Consider the following 26,369-nt stretch of genomic DNA (forward strand, 5'->3'; position numbering starts at 1 on the left):
AGTAATAGTATGGGTTTGTTTTTTATATATACTTTGCGGAAGCTTGCCAGGAACGTGTGGGGTGTTTTGGGCTGTCGTGCCGCCCATGCTGCTCAGGTTGTCGGGCAACCACAGGACCCTGTTTCGCTGTTTATGGAAAAAAAACTGTTTGAAGCGTTGCCATTGCCGTTATCTCTCTGGAAAGTGTCACCCCCTACTCTTTTAGATTGTAATGATCAGTTCATGGCGTCTTTTTCTACAATTTTTCCCCAGCAAACTGATCTGTTGCAATATTTTTCCTCTCATGATTCACGCCATGCGCTGGGCAAGTTGTTTGTTTCCCCGCCTCGCGGCAGTGTGAACGCCTCTATCCCCGGGGCAGACCTGCGGGCCTCTTCCCTTACGCTACAAGTACAGGTGCTGGCCGCGCAGGAAAGTTTTGTGCTTGTTCAAATGGCCCCGCCCACTGCGGCACAGGGGCCAGCCCTTACCCCTGCACCTTCCCGCGCCTATGCCCTTTCTTCGGAATTGGAAAGTGAGCAGCCCGGGCACCAGCGTAGCCTTTCCCCGGTGTTTTTTTCAGGCCTTAAAGGGGCAGTGGATATTTTGCTTGGCTGTGGTGGCAACTACAGCGCCAGCCTTGCCCTTGTGCTGGAATTGCTGGGCGAAGGGGTTGGGGTTGACGCGGTGCAGCTTTGGGTAACCCCTGCTGAAACCATGCTTGCCCAGCAGGTTGCAGGCGCATGCTTCTGGAAAAAGGAAGGCTTGCCGGCAGCCAACGGCCCCCTGCCTGATGGGGGGCAGTTTCTGGTGCAGTTTTCAGAATGGAAAGGCCCCTTGTTGGCCGGGCAGGTGGTGGGTTCCCACAGCCCGGAAACCCGTTCCGAAACCAAGGCCTTTTTGCGGGAAAGTCTGATGCGTTCTGTGTGCTGTGCCCCTGTTTCTGGGCAAGGACGTTTTTTGGGGGCTGTTGTTTTTGTTTCATACCAGGAAGAAAAGCTCTGGAGCGATGCGGAAAAAGAAGCCTTGGGTATGGTGGGCACCCTGATGGGAGCGGCCTTTTCCCTTGCTCACACCGCAGAAAAACTTTCGGAAGCGTATACCCGGTTTGACGATGTTTCTTTGGCCACCGGGGAAGTTATTTGTGAAGTAAGCACCAATGGTGATGTAGGGTACATTTCAGAGCGTTCACAAGAGGTGTTCAGCATTAAGCCTGATGACGTTAAGGGGATGGATTTTATTCATCTCTTGGGTGGGCAGGACTATGCGGAACAGTTTTTTACTCAAATTGAGCGCCAGAATACCAGCGCGGGCTATTTTCGTGGTGTGGAACATGCCATTCTTGACCAGGCCGGGAAAGAGCGGTTTTTACGTAGTTCTGGCGCACCCTTTTACGACAAGCAGGGGCAGGCCCAGGGCATTCGTTTTACCAGCGTAGACATTACTCAGGAACAGGAGCGGCGCACGCATTTGCAGGAAACCCTGGCGGCCCTGCGCCACGCCAATGAAGAACTTGCTGCCTACGCCCGGCTTACAGAACTTTTGGGCAACGAAGCAGAGGCGGCAAACCAGGCAAAAAGCACGTTTTTGTCCACCATTGGGCATGAAGTGCGCACGCCTATTCATGTTATTTCGGGCATGGCCTATCTTGTTTCGCGTTCTGCGTTGAGTGAAGAGCAGCGCGAATTTGTAGAAAAAATACAAAAAGCCAGTGAAGCGTTACTGGGTATTTTCAACAACATTCTGGAATATGCCAACACCGGCACCGGCAAGGTGAGTTTTGAAGAAGTCCCGTTCCGGTTTGAAAGCGTGGTGTATGCCGCTGTTAGGACTTTTGACGAGTACCGGAAAAGCAAAAAGTTGCAATGTACAGTGTACATTGACCCCGTTATCCCGCATATTCTGAAAGGAGATGTGGACCGCCTTGGGGTTGTGTTTAAAAACCTGGTGCAAAATGCCATAAAATATACGGAAACTGGCGGCGTGCGGGTGTGCTGCGTGTTGCAGGAAAACCTGGGGAGTGAGGTTCTGCTGGCCTGCCAGGTGGAAGATTCCGGCATTGGTATTGACGAAGCGGGGCAAGAGCATTTGTTTGAGCCCTTTTACCAGCGCGATGCTTCCGATACCAGAAGGTATGGGGGCACCGGGGTTGGCCTTGCCTTAACCCGCAAACTGGTGGAAGCCATGGGCGGGGAAATTAGCCTGCGCAGCCAGCCGGGCCTTGGCACTGTGGTGGCATTTACCCTGCGGTTGAAAATTTCCAACACCAGCAGCCCCGAGGGCCTGTGCGAACTGGAAGGGGGCACGTTGCAGCCCCTGCCTGAATGGGTGCATGTGGCAGATAAACCCTTTGCCGGGCAAAGCCTGCTACTGGTTGTAGACGAAAAGGCAGGCAGTTACGCGCCGCTGACAACCGCCATTGAACAAATGCAACTGCATGTAACCACGGTGCATTCTGCCAAGGAAGCCCTTGGTGCTGTGCAAACCTGTGATGAAGAGAAACGCTTTGATATAATTGTTGTGGTTGTGCCTGTTAACCGCATTGCAGAATATGTACACTTTGTGCAAAGTATGCGCTTGCAACGGGTCGGGGAACGCTTACCACTGCTTGTGTATGCGGGGTGTTCTGCCCAGGATCATGTGTGCTTTGGCCGTATTAAGGGGCTGAGTGGCTGCCTGAACCCAGAATTTCCTGCCCCGGCTGTGCAGGAGCGTCTGGAACGATGGCTCTTTCATTGTGGCAGCAGTATGCCTGCAAAGCAACACATGGCTGATTCTGTAAACGTGGTGGTGGCTGCCCCGGCTGCGCCGGGTGCCCTTGCAAAAGAAGTGGTTGCCCTGGCTGCCTTGCTGGAAGAAGATGACGCAGATGCCCGAGAGGTGGCCATGCGCCTTGGGCCACAACTGCGCGTTGTGGATGGCAGGGCAGGCAAACGAGTGGTGGATGCGGCCAGCGACTTTAATTTTGCCGAGGCCCTGGAGGCACTGGCTGTTATACGGGATAAGCTTGGCGTATAATCGTTGCCGAGGAAACGCTTATTTATTCCGTTTGGCGGTGTTATACCCCTAAAGCCGACGGCAGTCGCGAGCATCGCGAGCCGTGGAGTGAGGGCAGAGTATGCGGGTGGCTTTGCTACCCGCATACCTCCCCGAAGCCCGAGCGGATAAAGGAAACAGTCGAGGACGGAAGAGTTGACTCGGCCCGTCCTGGGCCTCGGCCTTCGGCTCCCGCCTTATGGGCGGTTCCCAATTCCGCTTTCCTGCGGAATTGTCACTCCTGCTTCAATAAAACCTCGCGCCTTACCAAACGAAATAACTGCGCGTTTCCTGCCGCAATTACATGAGTGGGTTTTTAACTTGCAAGATTTTTATAAAAGAATCCCCCATACACTGTGTATGGGGGATTCTTTTACGTAACCCCAAAAGGGGTCAAGGGGCGAAACGTCCCTTGCAGGGGGCTTGGGGGACAGCGTCCCCCAATGTAAGGCAACACTATTTTTAGAGCAATTTCAAAGTGAAATTGCTCTAAAATGACATGGCACCGTGTTCACGTAAAATGTTCAGCCCAATGCCCAGCAGGGTAAGCCCCCCCAAAAGGGCAGCGCGCGAACCAAGCACAGCGGCCCCGGCGGTAATGCGGCCAATGTGCAGGCCCACAAAGGTAAGCCCGGCACACACCACACCAATAATGGCGGCAGGCAGCCAAATGCTGTAGCCAAGGGCGGCAATGGAAAGGCCAACAGCCAGGGCGTCTATGCTTGTGGCAACGGAAAGCAGCACAAGGGACCAGCCTTTTGTGGGGTCAAGGGTGTCTTCCTGTTCGTCATCTTCATTGCCAAGTGATTCGCGAATCATGTTTATGCCCACAAGGCTAAGCAGGGCAAAGGCCACCCAGTGGTCCCATGCTTCAATATAATGGCGCACAGTAAGGCCAAGGGCCCAACCAATAATGGGCATAAGGCACTGGAACAGGCCAAAGTGAAAGCACAGGCGGAAAAACTGGCGGCGGTTTATTTTGCGCAGGCGCACGCCCGTGGCAATGGCCACGGCAAAGGCGTCCATGGAAAGGGCCAGGGCAAGAAGCATAATTTCAAAATAGGGCATGGGGAATATGGGGTAAAAGGGAAAGGGTATGGTAGGGTGAACGGTGGCAACGCGAAATCTTTACCGTAAAGTGCGGGTAGCTTTGCTGCCCGCACATCTCCACGAAGCCCGAGCGGATAAAAGTCGCCAAACGGAAAAAATCCGTGTTTCCTCACTAACGGATGAAGTTGGTACGGGGGCGCGCCTCAAACGCTGGCGCAGGCACAGCCTGCTTGCCATGCTCAATAAGCCGCATTACCCACCCCATGTTGGCAGCAGCGGTACGCAGGGTAGACATGCCTTCATCATCTTGCAGCACTTCCCCAGGGGCACCGCCATGCACGGATGTCCAGTAGTTACCGCTAGGCAAAATCATTTCCGTAATCTGGAAATATTTGTTGATTTGATCCACCGTGGGGGTGCCGCCATCACGCCGGGCCACAGCCACGGCCATGCCCACCTTGTGGCGCAGCAGGGAACGGTTGGCACCGCACACATAAAACACGCGGTCCAGAAATGACTTTAATGACCCGTTGAGCCCTGCATAATACACAGGGGAGCCAATAATAATACCGTCGGCAGCGGCAAGCAGTTCTACGGATTCGTTCACAATATCGTCTTTAAAAACACACTGGCGGTCTTGGCGCACGGCGCAGGTATTACACCCTACACAGCCGCTAACACGCTCTTTGCCTACCTGCAAAATGGAGGTTTCAATGCCTTGCTCTGCCAGCACGCCTGCCATGGCTTCCAGCGCCTGGTAGGTGTTGCCTTTTACTTTGGGGCTGCCGTTAATTGCTACAACTTTCATAACTGCTCCTGCATGGTTGTTCGTGTATTTTACGCTGGTAACAGCGTTGTGCAGTAATGGTTTATCCGTTCACGTCATTGTTGCTGCACTGCTGGCACGGGGTAAATAGGTGCTCATTCACCTTGCCGTAAGCCGCACTATACCGTTTCTGCTCCCAAGGCTCAAGGGAATGGTGAAAAAAGAGCTAAACAGCACTGCCCCCTGCATGGCCACAACGGCATGCAGGGGGCAGTAAACTTTTGGGGTGCGCCAGGTTACCTGTCCATGCTGGAAAGCAGGGTGGGGCTTTTGCGCACTGTAGCAGCGGCCTGGTTCGCTTCATTCACGCTGCGGTACGGGCCAACCTGAACCCGCCACAACCCTTTCTGGCTGTCATACAAGCTGCGGGCAGGCACCCCGGTTTGGCGTATTTTTTCGCACAGGCGCTCAGCATTGCCCTGTACGGAAAAGGCCCCGATTTGCGCAAAATATTGTCCTTTCCCTTGTGTGGCAGCCGTGCGGTAGGCAGCAGAAGAACCTGCCTGCCCCTGGTTTTGCACCGTGGTGCCAGCGCTGGTGCCATACCCAGGGGTATGCGCTGCACCATATACAGGGCTGCCCACAGGGGTTGGCACCGGGCGCCCGCCGGAACGTTGCCCAGGATATTCTTGCGTGCCATAGCCTTGCCCGCCAGAATTGTGTGCCACCATGGGGCCAGGTTCAGGCACAGGGCGCGGGGCTGCCGGGGCGGTTTGCGGGGCAGGGGGTACATAGGGGGCAGGCGTTGGCGCGGGGGGCGGGGCATCTGTGGCGGAAGCCACATGTTCCACCACCACATGGGCGGTGCCTGGCCCCAACATGCCAAGTTGCTTGGCCCCTGAATGGGTCAGGTCTATCACTCTGTCATCAATAAACGGGCCACGGTCGTTAACGTATACCACAATGGAGCGCCCGTTGCGTTTGTTGGTCACCCGCACCTGTGTGCCAAGGGGCAGTACTTTGTGGGCAGCGGTCATGCCGTACATGTCATAGGGTTCACCGCTGGCTGTGGCCTTTCCGTGAAAATCCCTGCCATACCAGGAAGCAATGCCTTCTTCCTTAAACCCATGAGCTGATTGCAGAGGGTAATAGGTTTTCCCCCGAATGGTATAAGGCTTGAACCCGCGCTTGCCATAAGAGGCAGTGCTGCCCTTGCCAGGGGAAGACTTGTGCAATGAACACCCTGAAACGGCCAGGGCCGCAACTAACAGAAGTAAGGGAAGCCACCAACGAACACCCGTTGTGCTTGCCTCCTCCTTGTTGCAGGAAGGGGCAACCGCGCACATGGGCTTTGTGCTGTTATCCACCTTGCCTTTCATGCATCACTCCTTATGGGAACGCAGTGTCTGGTTATAAATTCAATTCAAAGCCGGTGCCAGTGCCGGAACGCTGGCCTGCACCTTCAAACTGCACAGCCGTCCCGTAGCAGGTAAAGTATTTGCTGCCGTCCGGGTGGAAGGCCACACTTTCCTGGTAGCCAACAATGGCCTGTGCGCCCTTGTTTACTGCACGGGCAGCCATGCCAAAAAAGGTTTCATCGGAATCGTAGCCACGGCACACCACAAGGCCAAGTACTTTGCCTATCTTACGGTTGTCGTCTAGGGCGTTGGTGGTTACCACAGGAAAGCGGCCTGTGTTGAACAAATCTCTTACGCGGTCCACGTTTTCAACACGCCGGGCAGCAGCCTGTTGCTTCTTCTTTTCTCCACCAAGTAAAAACAGCATGATTCACTCCTTTACCGAATTGATTATTTCTTCCCTGCTGTGCAGGGGGCCTTAGCGCTAGGGTATGCCTGCCTTTTGCAATTAGCTTGCCAATAGTGCAAAAGTATTCTCTCTCTATGTAAAGCAGCCAACAATGCCCCGCGGCATTCCCCCTGCCAGGCAATGTATGCCCTTTTGTGCCAAGAGTTTGACGTGCGTAGGGATGGGAACCATGGGTACAAAGATATGAGTCGAGAACTTGAACCAGAAGCATGGCTACCACATAACAATTCGCTATTTGGCGAAATAACGCATTGAGCACTTGACTTCTCATTTTCATTCGCTACAATTCGGCATATGACGAAATGAAAAAAAGACAGCGGAGGCTGCCATGTTTGCGTTTATGTTCGTGACCAAAGCCCTGACAGATGAAAACCGGGTGCGTATGCTTATGGCCCTGCACCAGCAGGAGTTGTGCGTGTGCCAAATTACCGCGCTTTTAGACCTTGCCCCTTCCACTACCTCAAAGCATCTTTCCATTTTGCGCCAGGCCCGGCTTATTGAAAGCCGCAAACATGGCAAGTGGGTGTATTACGCCCCGGTAAACCCGGCCACAGCCCCGGCATATATTCAACAAGCCCTGAACTGGGTGGTGCAAAGCCTTGAAGCAACACCCCAAATAGAAGCAGACCGCACCCGCTTGCAGCGCATGTTGGCGGAAGAACAACGCCTGTGCCCGGACGCGCCGGAAGGGCAGGGCCGCGAACTTTGCCATTCTCTTGCCATACACAGCCTTGCAGCGGATGCAGAAGAGGACGATGCCATTACAATTATATAGGTGGCTTGAAATAGCGAAGTGTGCCAAGCGCTGTGCGTAAAAGACGTGTTGTTTTGAAAGGATCTCTATGATTGCTCCAACCTCCCCCCCCAGTTGCGCCACCGGGTGCTGTGCCCCAGGGCAGGCCACCCCGCAGGAACCTTGTTCCCCGGCTTCTTGCCCCACCCCGGCGGCTTCTTCCCATAACGGCCCAGCAGCCCCGGCTGGCAGCACTTCAACCGGGCCAGCAAGGGGCAGGCCGGCCTGCGCCTGCTGTGCGACCAAGCCTGGGGGGAACCCTGAAGAAGGCCATGACCACAGCCACGAACACGGCGGGCAGGAAGGTCGCCTTCTGGCCCTGGCTGCCCTGCTATTTTTCCCCACCCTTGCCCTGGAGCATTTTCAGCCGGGGCTGTTGTCCCCCTGGCTGCGTGTGGGGCTGTACGCCGTGCCCTATCTGCTTTGTGGTGTTCCGGTGTTCCGGCAGGCCATTGCTTTGGTGCGCCATAAGAGCCTGTTCAATGAATTTAGCCTGATGTGCGTAGCCACCGTGGCAGCCATTGCCTTGGGGGAACTGCCGGAAGCGGTGGGTGTGATGCTGTTCTACCGGGTAGGGGAGTATGTGCAGGATAAAGCCACAGCCAGTTCCCGCCGTTCAGTGGAAAGCCTGCTGGCAGTGCGCCCCACGGTGGCCCGTGTGCGCCGGGGCGGGCAGGAAGAAGTGCTGCCGCCGGAAGCCGTGGTGCAGGGGGATGTGGTGGTGGTGAAGGCCGGGGAGAAATTCCCTGTGGATGGTACGGTGCTGGAAGGGTCCACCCAGGCCGACCAAAGCCCCCTTACCGGGGAATCCATGCCTGTGCTGCTGGAGCCGGGCAGCACTGCCCTTGGCGGTTCCATTAACCTTTCCGGGGTGGTGCTGGTGCAGGCCAGCGGCCCCTTTGCTCAAAGCCACATGGCGCGCATTCTGCACCTTGTGGAAAGTGCTGCTGCCAATAAATCCCCCACGGAGCGGCTTATTACCCGGCTTGCCCGGTACTATACCCCTGCTGTGGTGGCGGCAGCCGTGCTGGTGGCCCTGCTGCCCCCGCTGATTGTGCCGGGGGCCACGTTTGCCCAGTGGGGTTACCGCGCCCTGGTGCTGCTGGTTATTTCCTGCCCCTGCGCCCTGCTTATTTCCATTCCCCTTGGGTACTTTGGGGGCATTGGGGCGGCTTCACGCCAGGGCATACTGGTGAAAGGCGGCACCGTGCTGGATAGCCTGCTGCATGTGGATACCGTGGTATTTGACAAAACAGGTACCCTGACCCAGGGGCAGTTTTCCGTTACCCACAGTGCCCCTGCCCCTGGTGTGGCAGAAAATACCCTGCTGGAAGTGGCTGCCAGGGCGGAGCGCCATTCCAACCACCCCATTGCCCGTTCTTTGGTGGCCCATGTGGAAGGTTTGGGGCTGGTTACTGCTCCAGTGCAAAGCCATGCACCCACAGAACAACAGGAGGACTCGCAAGGGCCGGATGCCGCCCGCATAACGGAAATTCCCGGCAAGGGGTTGCTGGTGGAGCAGGGTGCAGAAATCCTGCTGGCAGGCACGGCAGCCCTGTTGGCGGAACACGGCATTGCCGTGCCCATGCTGCAAGATGCATCCGGCGGTACAGGGTATGACGAGGACGGTATTTTGGCCGGGGCGCAGGTGCATGTGGCGCAAAACGGCACCTACCTTGGGTGCGTTGTGCTGGCAGACACCATTAAGCCGGAAGCGGCCAAGGCCATTGCTGCTTTGCACGCCATGGGCAAAAAAACATTTATGCTTACGGGCGACAATGCTGCCGCAGCCGGGCGCGTGGCAACAGCCACAGGCATTGGCGGCTACACCGCCGGACTTTTGCCGGAAGGTAAAGTGGCTGCCATGGAACAACTGGCAGGGGCAGACCGTGTGATGTTTGTGGGAGATGGCATTAACGATGCCCCCATTTTAACCACCGCCAGGGTGGGGGTTGCCATGGGCGGCGTGGGGGCGGAAGCTGCCATTGAAGCGGCAGATGCTGTGATTGTGAACGATTCCCCCATGAACGTGCCTGCCCTGTTTACCTTGGCAACCAGGGTGCGGGCCATTGTTGTGCAGAATATTTGCCTGGCCCTGGGTATTAAAACCCTGTTCATGGCCCTGGGGGTTGTGGGCATGAGCAACCTGTGGGAAGCTGTGTTTGCCGATGTGGGCGTGGCCCTGCTGGCGGTGCTTAATGCCACCCGTGCAGCCCGGCGGGAGTAGGGGGAAAATCCTTATAAGCGGAATTGGGAACTGCCTGCAAGGCGGGAGCCGAAGGCGGCGATGCCGCCGAAGTATGTAACTCGCCGCAAGAGCGGAGAAAGTGATGCAACGCCGCTACACGGAATAAATCAGCGTTTCCCCCTAAACGCCTTTGCGGCGGGGCAGGTTCCAGTTTCTGTACAAGGAATACACCCGCAGCCAGCAGCAGGCCAGCACCCCGGAAGCCATGAACAGTTTTTGCCATTCTGGCAGCCATAGCGTGCCCAGCACCAGCACCCCGCCCCCAAGAAAGGCAGCCGTGGCATACACTTCACGCCGCAGCACGGAAGGTACTTCCCCCACCAGCAGGTCGCGGCCAACGCCGCCCCCCACTGCTGTAACCACCCCAAGGGTAACGGCCCACAAGGGGGTTATGCCAAAGGAAAGGGCTTTTTCCGCACCCAGTACGGTAAACGCCCCAAGGCCCAAGGCGTCAAAAAATTCAATGGGGTTACGCAGCTTGTTCATGAGCGGGTATGCTACATAGGCCAGCAACCCTGCCCCCAGGGAAAGGCCAAGCTGGTAATTGTCTTGCACCACAGCAGGGGGTATGCCCAGCATAACGTCGCGGCAAATACCACCAAAGCTGGAGGTGATAAATGCCAGCACTAAAATGCCAAAGATATCAATTTGGCGGCGAATGCCCGCTAAAGCACCACTAATGGCAAACACCACAATACCCGCGCTGTTCAGCCAGGTAACAAATGTGCTTACGGTTTGCTCCACAACAACGCGTTCTATCTCCATACCTTTTACCAGGAAAATGTTCAGGGGCTATGCCCTCGATGCGTGATAACACGTACCAAAAGGGCTGTTTCTTGCTTTTTACGTATCAACGGGGTACACTCTTTTTACTTTTTCGTAAACAAGTGTATTCAGGCAAGGTTGCCCGGTTTTTTGTATTGGTATTTTACTTGTCATTTTTTTGTTCCCGGTACCGGGGGCACGTGTGGTGTGCTGTTTCCCCTTAGGGCAACGAGGAATTTGTTCGTAGGCACACAATTTGCAATAGCATTTTTGCTTAGATTTATTGCCACGGCGGCACCATGCCGCACCCGGCATTCACATGCGTAGTACATACAGCGCACCCCCTGCCAGGGAATATGGAAAACGGAAAGGAATTGATATGGCACGCGACGACAACACTCCAGCCACCACGCTCAATGGCGCGCAAAAAACTGCGGTGCTTTTGCTGGCCCTTGGCGAACAGTTTGCTTCTGAAATGTTCAAGCGCATGGAGCGCCATGAACTTGCTGCTGTTTCACAAGCCATGGTAGACCTTGAAACTGTTCCCAAAGAAATGGTGGAAGTTGTTCTGCGTGAATACTACCACGACCTGGTAACCGGGCGCGAACTGGTGCGCGGCGGTAAAGAAGCGGTGAAGCGCCTGCTGCTGCCAAACGTAGACAGCGACACAGCCAAATACGTAAGCGACTACCTGAACCTGGATACCGGGCCTGTGCCGTTCCGGGAAATTGGCAAGGTAAGCCCCAAGTTGCTGGCCCAAATTTTACGCAACGAACACCCGCAAACCCTGGCCCTTATTCTTGGCAACCTGCCCAGCGACCATGCCGCAGACCTTTTGACAAGGCTGCCTGCTGGTGTGCGGGTGGAAGTGCTTATGCGCCTTGCCCGGCTGGAAGCGGTGCCAGAGGAAATGCTTATGGCAGTGGACAAAGTGCTGCAAAGCCAGCTTATTGCCATGGGTGGCAAGGAAGGCAAAAAAGTGGGCGGTGTGCAGGCCGTTGCAGAAATTCTTAACGCCGTTGACCGTTCCACTGAAGAAGAAGTGCTGGCAGAAATTGAAGAAGATTCCCCCAGCGTGGCAGAAGAAATTCGCAACCTCATGTTCGTGTTCGACGACGTTTCCGGCCTGGACGACCGCTCCATTCGCGAGCTGCTCAAGGAAATTTCCAACGAAGACCTTACCATGGCTCTTCGCGGTGCTGCCGAAGATATGCGCGCCATCTTCTTCCGCAACATGTCGGAACGCGCTTCCGGCATGATCAAGGAAGACCTGGAGATTATGGGACCAACCCGCCTGGCAGATGTAGAGGCCGCTCAGCAAAACATTGTACGCATTGTACGCAAACTGGAAGGTGACGGCAGGGTAACCATAAGCCGTGGAGGCGGCGATGTCTTCGTCTAACCCCCACCCCCCCATTACCATGCCGGCAGAGCCCGCAGCGGACCCCGCAGTGGCACAGGGCAGCCCCCAGGCCGCATTTGCCGGGGAAGCGCCCATGCCCGAAGAAGGCGACACACACGCCCCCGGTGAAGAACAGGGCGCCGACCTGGAAAGCCGCACCGAAGAATATTGGGGCACTGTATATGCATCCGGCAGGGAAGTTGCCTTTGGTGGCATTGAACAGTCCCGCTCTGTTTACTGGACAGAAGCAGACGAGGCCGCTTACCTTGAACGGGTAAAAAGCAAGGCCAGTGCTATGGCCAGCGAACTATTGGCCAAAGCCCAGGCCGAGGTGGCAGACATACGTGAAGCTGCCCGCCAGGAAGGCTATACCAACGGCCTTGCAGAAGCCAAGGAAGAGCTGGAAGTATTTCGTACCAGCATTGCGGAAAACGTGGCTTCTGTCCTTTCAGCCATTGAAGGGCAATGCACCCAGGTGTTTCGCAACTGGCAGGACGATATTGTGGGGGTTGCCCGCCTTGCGGTGGAAAAAGCCACAGCCATTACCATTTCGGAAGAACGCACAGCCGTGCTGCGCAGCCTTATTGAGCAGTCCCTCTCCGCCCTGGAAGACCACCGCATTATTACCCTGTGTGTTCACCCGGAAGACGAGCCCGCCATTACAGACATTATGCAGTCCACCACCGAGCGCCGCACGGATATTGGCACCTGGAAGGTGGTGGCAGATGCCAGCATAACCCCAGGGGGCCTGAAGCTTGATACGGGTTCTTCCATGGCCCAAAGCACTGTGGAAAGCCGCCTTGCTGCGGTAGATAGCGTCCTTCGTCACCTTTCACTGCCAGAAATGCCATGAGCCCAGACCCACACGGCATACGCCGCATGCTTGAAGACATTTCCCCTGTGACCGCCTTTGGCAAGGTGAGCAAGGTGGTGGGGCTTGTGGCGGAAAGCAGTGGTATTAAAGCCCCTCTTGGTTCCTTGTGCCATATTTTACCCGAAGAAAGCGCCCATTCCAACCCCACCACAATGGATGAAGGGGTGCCCGTGGAAGTGGTGGGCTTTCGTGAAGGCAAGCTGCTGCTTATGCCTTATGGCGATTTGCGCGGCGTGCAGCCCGGCAGCCTTGTGCGCAACTCCAGCCTGCCTCCCCTTTTCCCTGTGGGCGAAGGCCTGCTGGGCCGGGTGCTGGATGCGTTTGGCGTACCCCTGCAAACAGGCAGGGAGGAAGATGAAGTGCTGGATTCTTCCGACGTGCAGCCCATTTTTGCCGACCCACCCCAGGCCCTGACAAGACCGCGCATTCATGAACCTTTGGACGTGGGCGTGCGGGCCATTAACGCCTTGCTTACCCTTGGCAAAGGGCAGCGCATGGGCATTATGGCAGGTTCCGGTGTGGGTAAATCTACCCTTATGGGGATGATGGCCCGGCGCACCAAGGCTGATGTGAACGTGATTGCCCTGGTAGGTGAACGAGGCCGAGAAGTTGTTGAATTTATTGAAAAAGATTTAGGCCCGGAAGGTTTGGCCCGCTCAGTCCTTATTGTGGCAACGTCTGACCAGTCTCCCCTCATTCGTACCCGTGCCGCCTATGCTGCCACGGCAGTGGCCGAATACTTCCGCGACAAGGGCAAAGACGTGCTGTTCATGATGGATTCCGTCACCCGCTTTGCCATGGCTGCGCGGGAAATTGGCCTTTCCGTGGGGGAACCCCCTACCACAAAAGGGTACACCCCTTCGGTGTTTGCCCAGTTGCCCCGGTTGCTGGAACGTACAGGAACAAACGCGCACGGAACCATTACCGGCATTTATACCGTGCTGGTCGATGGCGACGACTTTAACGAACCCATTGCCGATGCCGTGCGTTCCATTCTGGACGGGCACATTGTGCTGACCCGCGACCTTGCTGATCAGGGGCATTTTCCTGCTATTGACGTGTTGCGGTCCATTAGCCGATTGCGGAATGATATTTGCCAGCAAGTAGACAGAGATGCCAGCCGTATTGTGCTTTCCCGTATGGCGACCTTCCGTAAAGTGGAAGATATGGTGAACATTGGGGCTTATGTGCCGGGTGCCAACCCGGAAATTGACAAGGCCATTGTGAGTATGCCGGATATTAATCAATTTTTGCAGCAAGATGTGGAGGATGGTGCCACATTGGAGCAGAGTTTTGCGGCGCTTTCGGCGTTGGCGAAATCGTAGAAACAAAGGCGGCGCAAGCCGCCTTTACCTGTTTAGAGGGGAGGGGGGTGCGGGGTGCCGCCGCGTACCCCTTAGCACTGTCAAATTCCAACGCGTTCCCCAAAAATTGCGAGCGATATAAAGGGCACTGTTCCCGTTGATAAGGCCAACAGCAAAGTGCGTGCAAACTAGCCCCGGAGCAAGGCTAAAAGGGCCTCTTCCGAAAGCACGGCAATACCCAGCTTTTCCGCCTTGGCAAGTTTAGAGCCCGGAGCTTCCCCCACCACCAGAAAATCCAGCTTTTTGGACACACTGCCCAGTACCTCGCCCCCGGCTTCTTCCACCATGGCTTCCGCTTCCGAGCGTTTCAAGGTGGGCAAGCTGCCGGTGAACAAAAAGGTTTTGCCTTCCAGGGGGGCCGCTTCGCTGGCATCTTCCTGTTCAGTAGGAATTTGCTGGGTGCCCTGTGCCCCAAGCAACCCAAACAGGCTGCCCTGCTGGGTGGTAGAAATAGCCTGCCCGGCATTTTGTCCTGCCTGTGGCCTGACAGCCGCAACAGGGCGCGGTTTCTTCGCTGCCATTACAGGCCACAAATCAAGGCTGCGGAAATCTTCCAGCAAGGCCTTGTTGGCGGGCTGGCTGAAATAGTCCTGCACGGCCCCGGCTACTTCCGGGCCTACGTCCGGCACGGCGCACAGCGCCCCCAGCGTGGCGTTTTGCAAGGCATCCAAGGAGCCAAACTGCCTTGCCAAGGCTTTGGCCGTTTGTTCCCCCACGTGACGAATGCCCAGGGCACACAACAGGCGCGGCAAGGTGGCTTTTACGCGGGCGGCTTCCAAGGCTTCCAGCATGTTGCTGGCAGACTTTTCCCCCATGCGCTCCAGGGAAAGCAGGGCTTTCATGTCCAGCCGGAACAGGTCTGCTGCGGTGCGTACCAGCCCATTGGCAATGAACAGCTCCACCCAGCGGGCCCCAAGGCCGGAAATGTCCAGCCCCCCCTTGGAAGCAAAATACTTCACCCCTTCGCGCAGCACCGCAGGGCACCCCGCATTGGGGCAACGCCACGCCACTTCCCCTGCCACCTGCCGCACTGCCGTGCCGCATTCCGGGCAGTGGGAAGGAAAGCGATAGGGCACAGCCCCTTGCGGGCGCTTTTCCAGCACCGGGGCCACCACTTCGGGTATCACATCGCCTGCCCGCTGCACAATAACGGTGTCGCCCACGCGCACGTCTTTGGCGGCAATCTGGTCTTCATTGTGCAGGGTGGCCCTGTCAACAGTCACGCCGCCCACTTCCACAGGTTCCAGCACCGCCACTGGGGTAAGCACCCCGGTGCGGCCAAGCTGCACCTGAATATCCAGCAACGTGGTTTGGGCCTGTTCCGCTGCAAACTTCCAGGCCACGGCAAAGCGCGGGGCACGGGCCGTAAAGCCAAGCTCTTCTTGCCAGTCCAGGCGGTTCAGCTTTACCACGCCGCCGTCAATATCATAGGGCATGGAGTGGCGCTGTGCTTCCAGGGCCTGTAGCCACGGCACTACAGCCTCGGCCCCGTGGCACACGGTAGCGCCTTCAGCCAAGGAAAAACCCGCCGTACCAAGGGCCTGCATGGTGGCTTCCTGGGTATCCCACGGGTCAGCCACATTGCCCTCAAGCGTCTCCTGCCATTCCACCTGACCCACCCCATAGGCAATAAAGCGCAAGGGGCGGCTGGCGGTTATGCGGGAATCCAACTGGCGCACCGAACCTGCCGCCGCATTGCGCGGGTTGGCAAACGTTTTTTTGCCTTCTTCTTCCTGCCGCTGGTTCAGCCGGGAAAAATCTTGCCGGGCAATAATCACCTCGCCCCGCACCTCAAGAATTTCTGGAATATTCTCCCCCCGCAAGCGCAGGGGTACGTTGCGAATGGTGCGGATATTTTCCGTAACCACTTCGCCTGTTTCCCCGTCCCCACGGGTAAGGGCACGCACCAGTTGGCCCTGCTCATACACCAGCTCCATGGCCAGGCCATCCATTTTCGGCTCCAGCCAAAAGTCCATGGCAGCGGGGTGCACAGCGGGCATCAGGCGTTGCAGCCGGGCCACAAATTCGTTCCAGTCTGCCGGGGCGAACAGGTTGTCCAGGCTGTACATGGGCAGGGTGTGCCGCATGGAAGGCAGCTCCCCCAGCACCGCTCCGCCCACCCGCTGGGTGGGGGAAGTGGCACTGCGCAGGCCGGGAAATGCTTCTTCCAGCGCCTTGAGCTCGTGGAACAGCGCATCATACTGGGCATCGGTAATTTCCGGGCTGTCCAGCACATGGTACCGCCAAATATGATGCTCCAGCACCGTGTGTAATTCCTGGGCGCGGGCCTTTTGTGCCGCTGTGGGTTCTTTCTGGTTTTCCATAGTATTCATAAGATAATCAATTGCTCATTCCTGTTGTATGGGGAGAGCATTCCCCCCAAAATTAACGCCGTCGTTCAGGGGCCATTGGAGTGGCCGGGGGAAGGGAGTTATCAGGCCGGGTTTGCCCCCAATGCCAGAAGGGCATATCCGGCTGGATCTGCACCTCTACCCGTACGTCATTGGCAAAATTCGGGTACAGATTGCGGTTATTCTCGTTACGGTTTGCATTGCGTGACCTGTTGCTCCCCGGCCCAACGCGCATGGTATCCGCGCTGTCGTCATCGCTATGGGTGGTATTGGGGCCAACCTGCATTTCCACCGCATTACCCCTGTTCTGGGCAGTACGCAGTTCCTGTCCTGCGGCACGGGCAAACCCCATGCCACTGCCCACACCAAGGGCGGCAAGCACAATACACAGAAATTGTCGGATTACATGATGATACATATTGCACTCCTTCATTGAGAGTATTGCATAGAGAAATGTGTAGTTACTCGCTTTGGAAACGGTGAGTTTTTTCGTTTGGCAAGGCACGAGCTTTTTTGGAGGCGGGTGCTGGACTCTTCGGTCCTGCCCCGCCTCAAAAAAAGCAAGAAACGAAGCCCAAACGGAATAAATCAGCGTTTCCCATCCGTGTCAGCCACTAACAACTGGCTCCGCAAGTGGTGAATGCGGTCGCGCAGTTCTGCGGCCCGTTCAAATTCAAGTTCTTTGGCAGCTTCGCGCATTTCGCGTTCCAGCCGTTGAATGAGGCGGGCCAGCTCGCGGGGGGAGGAGTAGGCTGGTGCGGCTTCCGGCTCTGCTGCGGCCAGGTTTTGCCCCTTGCCGCGCCCTCTGCCCCGGCCTTTGCCGCTGCCTTCATTGGCAGAAAACAGCGTATCAAAGGCGGAATCCACATTTTTGCGCACGGTTATGGGGGTAATGTCGTTGACTTCGTTATACTCTTCCTGCCGGGCCTTGCGCCGGGCGGTTTCCCCCATGGCGGCCTTCATGGATTTGGTCATGGCGTCGGCATACAGAATAACCCTGCCGGAAGCGTTACGGGCTGCCCGGCCAAAAGTTTGAATGAGCGAGCCAGCCGAGCGCAAAAAACCTTCCTTGTCGGCATCTAAAATAGCCACCAGGGTCACTTCAGGAATATCCAGGCCTTCCCGCAACAGGTTAATGCCCACCAGCACGTCAAATTCCCCTTTGCGCAGGGAATGGATAATGCTCATGCGCTCCATGGTGTCAATGTCGGAGTGCAGGTACTTGGTACGCACCCCCATGCTGTTGCAATATTCCGTCAAATCTTCTGCCATGCGCTTGGTAAGGGTAGTAATAAGCACACGCTCGGCCCGTTCCGCCCTGGCCCGGCATTCTCCCAGCAAGTCTTCCATTTGGCCTTTGGTGGGGCGCACCTCCACCTGTGGGTCTACAAGCCCTGTGGGGCGAATAATTTGTTCCACCACAATGCCTTGGGCCCTTTCGCGTTCCCACGGGCCAGGGGTGGCGGAAACATAAATGCTCTGCCCAATGCGCTCCAGAAATTCTTCAAAACTCAAGGGGCGGTTATCCAGGGCAGAAGGCAGACGAAAGCCAAACTCCACCAGGGTGCCCTTGCGGGAACGGTCGCCCTTGAACATGGCCCCCACCTGAGGAATGGTGATGTGCGATTCGTCCACAAACAGCAGAAAATTGTCGGGGAAATAGTCCAGCAGGCAGGAAGGGGCAGAACCGGGGGCGCGGCCATCTAACTGGCGTGAATAGTTTTCAATGCCTGTGCAGTAGCCCATTTCTTCCATCATTTCCAGGTCCAGCATGGTGCGCTGTTCCAGGCGCTGGGCTTCCACCAGGCGGTTTTCCGCTTTGAGCAACGCCAGACGCTCCTGTAATTCCACCCGAATGTCGGAAATAGCGCGGGTCAGGTTTTCCCGGTCGGAAACGTAGTGGCTGGCAGGGTAAATAACGGTTTTGCCAATGCGGGCCAGTACGTCACCCGTCAGGGGGTCTACCTCGCTGAGGGATTCAATTTCATCGCCAAAAAATTCCAGGCGAATGGCCTGTTCGTGTTCATAGGCCGGAATAATTTCCAGCACATCGCCACGCACCCGGAAGGTGCCCCGGTGAAAGTCGTAGTCGTTGCGGGTATATTGCACGTCTACCAGGCGCTGCATAATGGCATCCATGCTGGTGCGCTGGCCCACCTCCACCGGAATAACCAGGCGGGCGTAATATTCTGGCGAACCAAGGCCGTAAATGCAAGAAACTGACGCCACAATGATAACATCGGAACGGGTGAGCAGGGCATGGGTGGCGGCGTGGCGCAGTTTGTCGATGTTGTCGTTAATGGCTGAATCTTTTTCTATATAGGTGTCGGAAGAAGGCACATAGGCTTCCGGCTGGTAATAGTCGTAATAGCTGACAAAATATTCCACGGCGTTGTGGGGGAACAGGCCCTTGAATTCACTGTAAAGCTGCGCCGCCAGGGTTTTGTTAGGGGCCAGCACCAGGGCAGGCCTGCCGGAACGGGCAATGGTTTGGGCCATGGTAAATGTTTTGCCAGAACCGGTAACCCCCAAAAGCACTTGGTCGCGCACGCCCTGCTCCAGGTTTTCCAGTAGCATGGCAATGGCTTCAGGCTGGTCACCGCGGGGGGAGTACTCTGTTTCCAGGGAAAAAACCGCAGGGGTTGCGGGGAGTTTATGCGTGCTCATGCGGTATTCCATCCTTCCAGCTTTGCAACGGGGTGGGCGCTTCAAGCGCCTGGGTTAACAGGTGCAAAAATTGTTTGCGGGGCATTTCCTGTGCGCCAAAACGCACCATGTGGGCCGTGGTCTGCTGGCAGTCCAGCAGGGTAAACCCCGCCCCGGCAAGGGCGCGGGCCAAAAACACCACACATGTCTTGGAAGCTTCCGGCATATGGTAGAACATGGATTCCCCAAAAAACGCCCTGCCAAGGCTAACGCCATACAGCCCGCCTACCAGCCTGCCCTGGTGCCATGCTTCCACGGAGTGGGCAAACCCAAGGCCGTGCAAGGCACAATACGCTTCCTGCATTTGGGGCAACAGCCACGTGCCGGAAGCTTCCCGCTGGGCGGCACATTGGCGAATAACCCCGGCAAAGTCATGGTCAAAGGTAAAATGGAATGTTCCCCGGCGCAAGGTACGTTCCAGGGAGCGGGGCACATGCAGGTTACGGGGCAACAGCACGCAGCGCGGGTCGGGTGACCACCACAGTATGGGGGAATCTTCATTATACCACGGGAAAATGCCCTGGTGGTAGGCTGCCACAAGGCGCTGGGGGGTAAGGTCGCCCCCCACGGCCAAAAGGCCATCAGGCTCTGCCCAGTGCGGCTGGGGAAAAAGCAGGGGGTCAGGGGAAAGGGCAAATACAGACATTTGGCACCAAAGCCCTGGGGCACAGGGCAAACAAAGAGGACGCACACGCACGAAAGCCACCACAGGCAGCCGCCCATGAGCGAAAAACAGTATACACAAAACCCGCATGCCCGGCAATGCGCCGCAGCAGCACGGGCAAATAACCGCTGTGCGCTGTGCAGGCCTTGCAACACAGGCCAGAAAAAACTGTGTTTATTTTCGGGTGGCAAGGTGGGGGTTCTCTAACTTCCAGCTTGACCCAAAACACCATGAGCGGTAGTATTAGGAAGCAATTCTCATTGCCTACACCCTATCCCCCTACTTGCTGCACCGCAGCTTGGTGAGAGGAGTTCATTATGCGTTTTCTTGTTGTTGACGACGACTTTGAAACACGTTTGCTGGTGCAAAAACTGCTGCGCCCTTTTGGCACGGTTGACACCGCCGCAGACGGTGAAGAAGCCGTGGCAGCCTTTTGCGCCGCGTTGAAAGACAACGAACCATACGACCTTGTGACCATGGACATTTTAATGCCCAACAGCAATGGTCAACAAGCCCTGCGCGAAATTCGTGAAATTGAAAAAGAGCGGGCCACACCCACAGCCAAGCAGGTACGGGCCATAATTATTTCCGGCCTGGACGACTCCAAGGAAGTGCACGACGCCTTCTTCCTGGGGGAAGCCACCAGCTACATCATCAAGCCCATCAACCATAAGGCCCTGCTGGACGAAATAGAAAAATTGGGAATTGCCCTGCGCGCTTCTTCCTAAGTTTTACCGTTACTGCATTGCTGCCATAGCCTGCCCAAGTTTCCTTGGGCAGGCTTTTTTATTCTGGGCACCAAAACACGGGTTCTGCTCTTTCCCCCAGGGCACTTGCCTTGCCTGCAAAAAACAGTAACAATACCCCAAGGGCCAGCATATGGCAGCGCTGCGTTGCCCGGTTCCGCCACCCAACTCCCACAAGGATACCCACCATGCTTACTATAGGTTGCCATCTTTCCACTGCTGACGGTTTCAAGGCCATGGGTGAAACCGCCCTTTCCATTGGGGCCAACACCTTCCAGTTTTTTTCCCGCAACCCGCGCGGCAGCCGTTCCAAGGCGGTGAACCCCAAAGACGCAGCCGCCCTGGTGGCCCTGATGCAGGCCAACGGCTTTGCCCCCCTGCTGGCCCATGCGCCCTACACCCTCAACGCCTGTTCCGCCGACCTGAAAGTGCGCGACTTTGCCCACATGGTGCTGCAAGAAGACCTTGCCACGCTGGAAAAATACCTGCCGGGCAACTACTACACCTTTCATCCAGGCAGCCACGTGGGGCAGGGCGCGGAAGAAGGCATTCGCCTGATTATTGAGGCCCTGGACGAAGCCCTGAAGCCGGACCAGAGCACCTGGGTACTGCTTGAAGCCATGTCTGGCAAGGGCAGTGAGGTAGGGCGCAACTTTGAGGAATTGCACGCCATTATCAGCGGGGTGCAGCACCCCCAGCGCCTTGGGGTGTGCCTGGACACCTGCCACGTCTATTCTGCCGGGTACGACATTGTGAACGACCTGGACGGCGTGCTGGCCCAGTTTGATGCCACCATTGGTCTGGAAAGGCTGAAGGCCATTCACCTGAATGACAGCATGAACCCCATAAGCAGCTTTAAAGACCGCCACGCCGTTATTGGCGGTGGCAGCCTTGGGCTGGAAGCTGTGGTGCGGGTGATTAACCACCCCGCCCTGCGCGGCCTGCCCTTTTTTCTGGAAACCCCCAATGAACTGCCGGGGTACAAGGCGGAAATTGCCTTGCTGCGGGAGCGTTATACGGCATAGAAAATACGCAGAAGCGGGGCACCCAGAGCAGCCCCCTGCAAATACGAAACGCCCTGCTAAAACAGAGCGTTTCGTATTCGATGCACCTTTGCGGAATATGCCTATACAATAATATCAACAGACTCACTGGCAGGCGCAGTAATGCTTCCACTGCCATCAGGGGCAGGCACGGCAACTTCTTCTGCCACGGGTTCAGTTGCTGAAGCTGCATCCTGCTGCATTGCTTTTTCTGCTGCGGCATCAAGATCATCTCTATTCTCTTCCAAAATCTTTTCAGCTTCTTCCTGCACAGTTCTGTGCATGTCCTGCATCATGACCCTGGCAGCTTTGTTGCCTGCCAGCGTTTTTGTGGCATAGGAAGTGCCATTGCCCACCTGGTTCAGGCCCGCGTTTAAAATGGCGTCCTGCCGGCTTTGCAGGGCCGAAGCAGCCTGCATGCCCTCAAGCTTTTTCTGGGCATAATCTTTTGCATCGTCCTGTGGCGGTTGCTCCCCATTTTTGGCCATGAGGCTGTCTGCCTGCACAGCTGAAAGAGGGGTTTCTGCCGGGGCTGCATCACCCGCAGCAAGCATACCTTCCTCTTTATTTCCTTTGCGCATCATTTTTTTCATGCGCATAAGGTCCAGGCCACTGCCACCCACCAACGCCATAATGTCCATACGGCCCTCCATAGTTTCCATACGTCCTTCAATGCATCAATGCATAAGAATCATATCGGCAATACAATGAAATGCATTAGCATTCTGTTGACTAATGCACTTGCCATACCTGCACAAGCAAGAGGGACAGAACCTACCGCCCCACAACCAGATTATTTTTCTGAATCCTTGAAGCTGGACTTTATTAATATCCTATTTATTCTTATATTTGTTTCGTATACATACCCCACAACCACATACACTTCTTGACTAAAAAAGAGTATCCATGATTACCATTATCCTTTCCCACCCCTGGCACGGAAGCTTTAACAAGGCATTGCTAGATGCCACCATAGCAGGCATAACCGCCCAACAGAAAGAATATACCATTATTGACCTGTACAAGGACGGCTTTAACCCGGTGATGACAGAAGGGGAGCTGGCCCTTTTTGCCAAAGGGGAAAGCACAGACCCGTTGGTAAAGAAGTACCATGACATTCTCAAGCGCTCCACCGAGCTTGTGCTTCTGTTTCCTATTTGGTGGTCTTTTCCGCCTGCCATGCTCAAAGGATTTTTTGACAAGGTGTTCCTGCCTCATTTTGCCTACGAGGAAGGAAAACTGGGCCTGTTAACTGGCTTGCTCCCGAATATTGAAAAAGCAACGGTTGTTACAACAGCCGGAGCCCCAAAATGGTACCTTCGTTTTTTTTGCGGCAACCCGGTGGCAGGCACCGTGCGCAGAGTGCTGGTAAGTATTGGCGTGAAAAAATTCCAGTGGCTGCATTGTGGTAATGTTAAAAGTACTTCCCCCAAGCAACGCCAAAAGCTGCTGCGACGCTTGGAACTAAGTAATTATTAATAGCCACGGCTGCAAATACAAAACGTGGGAAGGGGGGTACTCCCCTTCCCACGTTTTGTGCATATATTCAAAACATCGTTACTATTCTGCTGGTTTACCGTACTCCGCAACCACCTTATCTGCCACAGGTGGTGGTGCTTCTTCGTAGTGGGAAAACTCCATGGTAAAGCTGCCCTGCCCGCCTGTCATAGAACGTAAGTCCGGTGCATAGCGCAGAATTTCGTTCATGGGCACAAGGGACTTTATTTCTGTTAGGCCTGCAAGGCTGTCTGAACCGGAAACCTTGCCCCGGCGGCTGGAAAGGTCGCCAATAACATCGCCCATGTATTCATCGGGAATGGATATGGTGAGAATGACCACAGGCTCCAGCAGCACAGGGCTGCACTGTTCCATGGCTTTTTTAAAGGCCAAGGAGCCCGCAATTTTAAAAGCCATTTCCGAAGAATCCACCGTGTGGTAGCTGCCGTCATACACTTTTGCCCGGAAATCCACCATGGGGAACCCGGCAAGGCAGCCGCGCACCGAAGCTTCCTGAATGCCTTTGTCCACCGCAGGAATGTACTGCCGGGGAATTACCCCGCCCACAACGGCATCGACAAATTCATAGCCGGAACCGCGCGACATGGGCTCAAAGGCCACCCAGCAGTCGCCAAACTGCCCGCGCCCGCCGCTTTGCTTTTTATGGCGTCCCTGCACTTCGGTTTTTTTGCGAATGGTTTCCCGGTAAGGCACCTTGGGTGTTTTCAGCACAATTTCCACTTTGGAGCGGCGCTTGGCCTTTTCCACTGCCGTTTCAATGTGCAACTGCCCCATGCCGGAAAGCAGAATGTCGCCTGTTTCTTCTTCCCGCGAAAGCTTCAGGGTAATGTCTTCTTCCAGAAGTTTTTGCACGGCGGTAAAAATTTTATCTTCATCGCCTTTTTCTTTGGGGGCCAAAGCGTAGGAAATAAGCTGCGCAGGTAAGGTTGGGGGTTGCAGAACAAAGCCAAGGGCCGAATCCGAAAGGGTGTCGCCTGTGCGGGTGCCTTTGAGTTTGGCAAGGGCCACCACAGCCCCTGGGCCAAGGGTTTCCTTGGTGGGGGTTTGGGTTTTGCCCAGCATAAGCACAGGCGCGCCCAGCCGCTCCATTTCTCCGGTGGTCATATTTTTTAAGGAAAGATCGGCTGTTACGCTTCCTGTAAGCACGCGGGCCACAGCAAGTTGCCCGGCAAACGGGTCTTGCAGGGTTTTCAGCACAAACAAGGCCGCAGGGCCTTTTTCCGCCGGGGTAAGGGCGTTGCCTTCCTTCCCGGTAAAGGGGGCGCGCTCCAGCCCGGAAGGCAGCAAGGCTTCAATACACTGAAACAGCGGGGCTGCGCCCTTGCCTTCCAGCCCGGAAACAGCCACCACAGGCACCAAAGCACCGGAAAGCACCCCAGCGCGCAGGCCTTTTTGAATATCTTCCTCGGAAAGCTCACCCGATTCCAGGTACAGCTCCAAGAGGTCGTCGTTGCTTTCTGCAATGTTTTCCACAATGGTGTCGCGCAGCAGGGTCATTTCATCGGTCATATCTGCCGGAATGGGCTGCTCGGTTGTGGTGCCGTCTTCCTTAAACACAAGGGCTTTTTGCCCCAGCACATCCACAACTCCGGCAAAGGCTTCTTTTTCCCCTATAGGGGCAAACAGCAGTACCGGGCGCATGCCCAACACGGCGGAAAGGCCGCTCAGTGCTGCGAAAAAATCTGCCCTGTCGCGGTCTACCTTGGTAATGGCGCACACGGCAGGCAACCCGGCATTGCGTACCGAGCTCCATAGCCGTTTGGTCAGGGGGCGCACGCCGTCTACAGCGTCTATCACGAACAGGGAGGCGTCCATGCCAGCCAGCAGCATGTCAAGGTCGCCAATAAAGTTACCGTCGCCGGGGGTGTCTACCAGAAAATGCCTGGAGCCGCCGTGCGCAAAGGTGGCAAAACCGGGCTGAATGCTGCCGCGGCGTTTCACTTCTTCCGGCTCATAGTCCAGCGCAGTGGTGCCTTCTTCCACTTTTCCCTGGCGGGTAAGGGCGCCCGCGCTCAGCAGCATCATTTCTGCCAGCGTGGTTTTGCCACACCCACCAGTGCCAACAATCGCATAGGTTCTTTGTGAATGAAGAGATTGAGACATACAAAACTCCCTACCGTAAGAGTGTCACAGCGAGTCCTTTGCCAGAAAGGATTATTAACTCGAAACGCCTCAAATGCGGGAAGACTACCCTGCGCGGTGAACGCGCTGCGTTGGAAGAACGAAGAGGGCAGGTAGCCTTATGGGTACTGTAAAGAGGCATTCCCTTTATTGTCAAGGTATGAAACCTAAAAAGAGCTAGGCAGCATGCATAATAGCTGCACCTTCCCTCGTTCAGCCCAAATTCGTGCCCCACACTGCCCCTAATCAGGCGATTATCTGTTGCCAAACGCTTGGCCTCTCGGCTATGGTTACAGGGCACAAGCCACACTCAAAACCCTTTTTATTCCCATTTTTTTATTGTCCTGCAACACGTTCAGCCTGAACATTTTACAACCGCGTGCCCGCCCCCTTATGCACGGGCACCCTCTTTTTTGCTGAGGAAGCCATGAACACCCATTCTGTTACCGTATATGCCTTAAGCAGTTGCCTGCACTGCCGCAAAGCCATGGAATTTCTACAAGGCCAATGTGTTGACTACAACTGCGTGTATGTGGACAAGCTGCAAGGCGAAGAACGCAGTACCACCATTACCACCATAAAACGCCACAACCCGCGCCTTTCCTTCCCTACTCTGGTCATTGACGATGGCGAGTATGTGGTTATCGGCTTTCAGGAAACGGAGTTGAAGGAGGCGCTTAAGCTATGAGCCATGAAGAAACCGGGGTAACCCCGCAGGACGTTGACGCCCTGTTTGAAAAGCTGCGCACCCTGCAAGAACCCAAAGGTTACTACTTCAACAAAGACACAGCCTTAGCCAAGGGGCTGATAGAGCAGCTTATTGCCTTGCGCAAAAGCATGGGCTATGCCCCATGCCCGTGCCGTCTGGCCAATGGCACCAGGGAAGCAGATAACGATATTATTTGCCCCTGCGTATACCGCGAAGAAGACGTGCGCGAATACGGCGTGTGCTTTTGCGGGCTCTACGCTTCCAAGGAATGGAACGAAGGCAGCATTCCCCACACCACTGTGCCGGAGCGCAGACCCCCGGAAAATATTCTGTTTTAGGAAACGCTGATTAAATAATATTGTAGAAACGCGCAGTTATTTCGCTTGGCAAGGCGCGCAGTGTTTTTG

Annotated in this window: 22 protein-coding genes; 11 read left to right on the forward strand and 11 right to left on the reverse strand. The window is 55.8% G+C overall.

The genetic code is table 11. The features are described from left to right. Window positions 1–222 precede the first annotated feature (222 nt). Entirely contained in the window at window positions 223–2,997 is a 2,775-nt protein-coding gene (locus G497_RS0106200; RefSeq protein ID WP_169726975.1) for an ATP-binding protein, read from the forward strand. Window positions 2,998–3,504: 507 nt separating this feature from the next. Here G497_RS0106200 and G497_RS0106205 read toward each other — a convergent pair. The 4 genes from G497_RS0106205 to G497_RS17040 form a co-directional block, all read right to left on the reverse strand. Further along, window positions 3,505–4,083, reverse strand: a complete 579-nt coding sequence (locus G497_RS0106205) for a manganese efflux pump MntP (RefSeq protein WP_027187506.1) — start codon at window positions 4,081–4,083, stop codon at window positions 3,505–3,507. 154 nt (window positions 4,084–4,237) lie between these two features. Continuing rightward, the gene (locus tag G497_RS0106210) at window positions 4,238–4,873 is read right to left on the reverse strand and encodes a flavodoxin family protein (protein ID WP_027187507.1); all 636 of its coding nucleotides are present in this window, start codon (window positions 4,871–4,873) and stop codon (window positions 4,238–4,240) included. Between the two features lie 254 nt (window positions 4,874–5,127). Continuing rightward, window positions 5,128–6,210, reverse strand: a complete 1,083-nt coding sequence (locus tag G497_RS20860; RefSeq protein ID WP_084516042.1) for a septal ring lytic transglycosylase RlpA family protein — start codon at window positions 6,208–6,210, stop codon at window positions 5,128–5,130. 31 nt (window positions 6,211–6,241) lie between these two features. Continuing rightward, the gene (locus G497_RS17040) at window positions 6,242–6,616 is read right to left on the reverse strand and encodes a hypothetical protein (protein WP_051257895.1); all 375 of its coding nucleotides are present in this window, start codon (window positions 6,614–6,616) and stop codon (window positions 6,242–6,244) included. Window positions 6,617–6,986: 370 nt separating this feature from the next. Between G497_RS17040 and G497_RS0106225 the strand changes: the two genes are divergently transcribed. After that, entirely contained in the window at window positions 6,987–7,433 is a 447-nt protein-coding gene (locus G497_RS0106225) for an ArsR/SmtB family transcription factor (protein ID WP_027187508.1), read from the forward strand. Window positions 7,434–7,500: 67 nt separating this feature from the next. Next, window positions 7,501–9,678, forward strand: coding sequence for a heavy metal translocating P-type ATPase (locus G497_RS17045; protein ID WP_084516044.1), 2,178 nt, complete (start codon window positions 7,501–7,503; stop codon window positions 9,676–9,678). Window positions 9,679–9,819: 141 nt separating this feature from the next. Here G497_RS17045 and G497_RS0106235 read toward each other — a convergent pair whose 3' ends face one another. Continuing rightward, window positions 9,820–10,464, reverse strand: coding sequence for a trimeric intracellular cation channel family protein (locus G497_RS0106235; RefSeq protein ID WP_051257896.1), 645 nt, complete (start codon window positions 10,462–10,464; stop codon window positions 9,820–9,822). Between the two features lie 379 nt (window positions 10,465–10,843). Here G497_RS0106235 and fliG point away from each other — a divergent pair, with 379 nt between their 5' ends. Genes fliG through G497_RS0106250 form a run of 3 tightly spaced genes read left to right on the forward strand, consistent with a single transcriptional unit; the run spans window position 10,844 to window position 14,065 of the window. Then, entirely contained in the window at window positions 10,844–11,866 is a 1,023-nt protein-coding gene (gene fliG, locus G497_RS0106240; protein WP_027187510.1) for a flagellar motor switch protein FliG, read from the forward strand. Next, a complete protein-coding gene (locus G497_RS0106245) occupies window positions 11,853–12,719 on the forward strand; it encodes a FliH/SctL family protein (RefSeq protein ID WP_051257897.1) in 867 nt (288 codons plus the stop codon). Before fliG ends, G497_RS0106245 begins: the two co-directional genes overlap by 14 nt. Then, window positions 12,716–14,065: a FliI/YscN family ATPase gene (locus G497_RS0106250; RefSeq protein WP_027187512.1), complete on the forward strand. Its 1,350-nt coding sequence runs from the start codon at window positions 12,716–12,718 to the stop codon at window positions 14,063–14,065. Before G497_RS0106245 ends, G497_RS0106250 begins: the two co-directional genes overlap by 4 nt. A 167-nt stretch (window positions 14,066–14,232) precedes the next feature. Here G497_RS0106250 and ligA read toward each other — a convergent pair whose 3' ends face one another. The 4 genes from ligA to aat form a co-directional block, all read right to left on the reverse strand. Beyond that, window positions 14,233–16,437 carry an NAD-dependent DNA ligase LigA gene (ligA, locus tag G497_RS0106255; RefSeq protein WP_027187513.1) on the reverse strand — a complete coding sequence of 735 codons (2,205 nt, stop codon included), beginning with the start codon at window positions 16,435–16,437 and terminating at the stop codon, window positions 14,233–14,235. Between the two features lie 52 nt (window positions 16,438–16,489). After that, the gene (locus G497_RS0106260; protein WP_027187514.1) at window positions 16,490–16,873 is read right to left on the reverse strand and encodes a hypothetical protein; all 384 of its coding nucleotides are present in this window, start codon (window positions 16,871–16,873) and stop codon (window positions 16,490–16,492) included. A gap of 170 nt (window positions 16,874–17,043) precedes the next feature. Further along, the gene (uvrB, locus tag G497_RS0106265; protein WP_034636941.1) at window positions 17,044–19,122 is read right to left on the reverse strand and encodes an excinuclease ABC subunit UvrB; all 2,079 of its coding nucleotides are present in this window, start codon (window positions 19,120–19,122) and stop codon (window positions 17,044–17,046) included. After that, a complete protein-coding gene (gene aat, locus G497_RS0106270) occupies window positions 19,109–19,807 on the reverse strand; it encodes a leucyl/phenylalanyl-tRNA--protein transferase (RefSeq protein WP_027187516.1) in 699 nt (232 codons plus the stop codon). The genes uvrB and aat overlap by 14 nt, the downstream gene beginning before the upstream one ends. Before the next feature lie 335 nt (window positions 19,808–20,142). On the opposite strand from aat, the gene G497_RS0106280 reads away from it, so the two are divergent. Both G497_RS0106280 and G497_RS0106290 read left to right on the forward strand, forming a co-directional pair. Continuing rightward, window positions 20,143–20,553, forward strand: coding sequence for a response regulator (locus G497_RS0106280; RefSeq protein WP_027187517.1), 411 nt, complete (start codon window positions 20,143–20,145; stop codon window positions 20,551–20,553). Window positions 20,554–20,759: 206 nt separating this feature from the next. Then, window positions 20,760–21,596, forward strand: a complete 837-nt coding sequence (locus G497_RS0106290) for a deoxyribonuclease IV (RefSeq protein WP_027187518.1) — start codon at window positions 20,760–20,762, stop codon at window positions 21,594–21,596. A gap of 101 nt (window positions 21,597–21,697) precedes the next feature. Here the strand turns inward: G497_RS0106290 and G497_RS0106295 are convergent, their stop codons facing one another. Then, window positions 21,698–22,276, reverse strand: coding sequence for a hypothetical protein (locus G497_RS0106295; RefSeq protein WP_156907965.1), 579 nt, complete (start codon window positions 22,274–22,276; stop codon window positions 21,698–21,700). A 244-nt stretch (window positions 22,277–22,520) separates the two neighbouring features. Here G497_RS0106295 and G497_RS0106300 point away from each other — a divergent pair, with 244 nt between their 5' ends. Then, window positions 22,521–23,093, forward strand: coding sequence for an NAD(P)H-dependent oxidoreductase (locus G497_RS0106300; protein ID WP_027187520.1), 573 nt, complete (start codon window positions 22,521–22,523; stop codon window positions 23,091–23,093). Between the two features lie 81 nt (window positions 23,094–23,174). Here G497_RS0106300 and G497_RS0106305 read toward each other — a convergent pair whose 3' ends face one another. Beyond that, entirely contained in the window at window positions 23,175–25,235 is a 2,061-nt protein-coding gene (locus G497_RS0106305) for an elongation factor G (protein ID WP_027187521.1), read from the reverse strand. Window positions 25,236–25,680: 445 nt separating this feature from the next. On the opposite strand from G497_RS0106305, the gene G497_RS0106315 reads away from it, so the two are divergent. Further along, a complete protein-coding gene (locus G497_RS0106315; protein WP_027187522.1) occupies window positions 25,681–25,941 on the forward strand; it encodes a glutaredoxin family protein in 261 nt (86 codons plus the stop codon). Then, complete coding sequence (locus G497_RS0106320; protein ID WP_051257899.1) at window positions 25,938–26,300, forward strand: ferredoxin-thioredoxin reductase catalytic domain-containing protein; 363 nt, start codon at window positions 25,938–25,940, stop codon at window positions 26,298–26,300. Before G497_RS0106315 ends, G497_RS0106320 begins: the two co-directional genes overlap by 4 nt. Window positions 26,301–26,369 lie beyond the last annotated feature (69 nt).

The organism is Desulfovibrio cuneatus DSM 11391, from assembly GCF_000430005.1.
Lineage (GTDB): Bacteria > Desulfobacterota > Desulfovibrionia > Desulfovibrionales > Desulfovibrionaceae > Frigididesulfovibrio > Frigididesulfovibrio cuneatus.

Coding starts and splice junctions, on each gene's coding strand:
- G497_RS0106200 (WP_169726975.1), top strand. CDS start 223: ATGGCGTCTTTTTCTACAATTTTTCCCCAGCAAACTGATCTGTTGCAA.
- G497_RS0106205 (WP_027187506.1), bottom strand. CDS start 4,083: ATGCCCTATTTTGAAATTATGCTTCTTGCCCTGGCCCTTTCCATGGAC.
- G497_RS0106210 (WP_027187507.1), bottom strand. CDS start 4,873: ATGAAAGTTGTAGCAATTAACGGCAGCCCCAAAGTAAAAGGCAACACC.
- G497_RS20860 (WP_084516042.1), bottom strand. CDS start 6,210: ATGAAAGGCAAGGTGGATAACAGCACAAAGCCCATGTGCGCGGTTGCC.
- G497_RS17040 (WP_051257895.1), bottom strand. CDS start 6,616: ATGCTGTTTTTACTTGGTGGAGAAAAGAAGAAGCAACAGGCTGCTGCC.
- G497_RS0106225 (WP_027187508.1), top strand. CDS start 6,987: ATGTTTGCGTTTATGTTCGTGACCAAAGCCCTGACAGATGAAAACCGG.
- G497_RS17045 (WP_084516044.1), top strand. CDS start 7,501: ATGATTGCTCCAACCTCCCCCCCCAGTTGCGCCACCGGGTGCTGTGCC.
- G497_RS0106235 (WP_051257896.1), bottom strand. CDS start 10,464: ATGGAGATAGAACGCGTTGTTGTGGAGCAAACCGTAAGCACATTTGTT.
- fliG (WP_027187510.1), top strand. CDS start 10,844: ATGGCACGCGACGACAACACTCCAGCCACCACGCTCAATGGCGCGCAA.
- G497_RS0106245 (WP_051257897.1), top strand. CDS start 11,853: ATGTCTTCGTCTAACCCCCACCCCCCCATTACCATGCCGGCAGAGCCC.
- G497_RS0106250 (WP_027187512.1), top strand. CDS start 12,716: ATGAGCCCAGACCCACACGGCATACGCCGCATGCTTGAAGACATTTCC.
- ligA (WP_027187513.1), bottom strand. CDS start 16,437: ATGAATACTATGGAAAACCAGAAAGAACCCACAGCGGCACAAAAGGCC.
- G497_RS0106260 (WP_027187514.1), bottom strand. CDS start 16,873: ATGTATCATCATGTAATCCGACAATTTCTGTGTATTGTGCTTGCCGCC.
- uvrB (WP_034636941.1), bottom strand. CDS start 19,122: ATGAGCACGCATAAACTCCCCGCAACCCCTGCGGTTTTTTCCCTGGAA.
- aat (WP_027187516.1), bottom strand. CDS start 19,807: ATGTCTGTATTTGCCCTTTCCCCTGACCCCCTGCTTTTTCCCCAGCCG.
- G497_RS0106280 (WP_027187517.1), top strand. CDS start 20,143: ATGCGTTTTCTTGTTGTTGACGACGACTTTGAAACACGTTTGCTGGTG.
- G497_RS0106290 (WP_027187518.1), top strand. CDS start 20,760: ATGCTTACTATAGGTTGCCATCTTTCCACTGCTGACGGTTTCAAGGCC.
- G497_RS0106295 (WP_156907965.1), bottom strand. CDS start 22,276: ATGGAAACTATGGAGGGCCGTATGGACATTATGGCGTTGGTGGGTGGC.
- G497_RS0106300 (WP_027187520.1), top strand. CDS start 22,521: ATGATTACCATTATCCTTTCCCACCCCTGGCACGGAAGCTTTAACAAG.
- G497_RS0106305 (WP_027187521.1), bottom strand. CDS start 25,235: ATGTCTCAATCTCTTCATTCACAAAGAACCTATGCGATTGTTGGCACT.
- G497_RS0106315 (WP_027187522.1), top strand. CDS start 25,681: ATGAACACCCATTCTGTTACCGTATATGCCTTAAGCAGTTGCCTGCAC.
- G497_RS0106320 (WP_051257899.1), top strand. CDS start 25,938: ATGAGCCATGAAGAAACCGGGGTAACCCCGCAGGACGTTGACGCCCTG.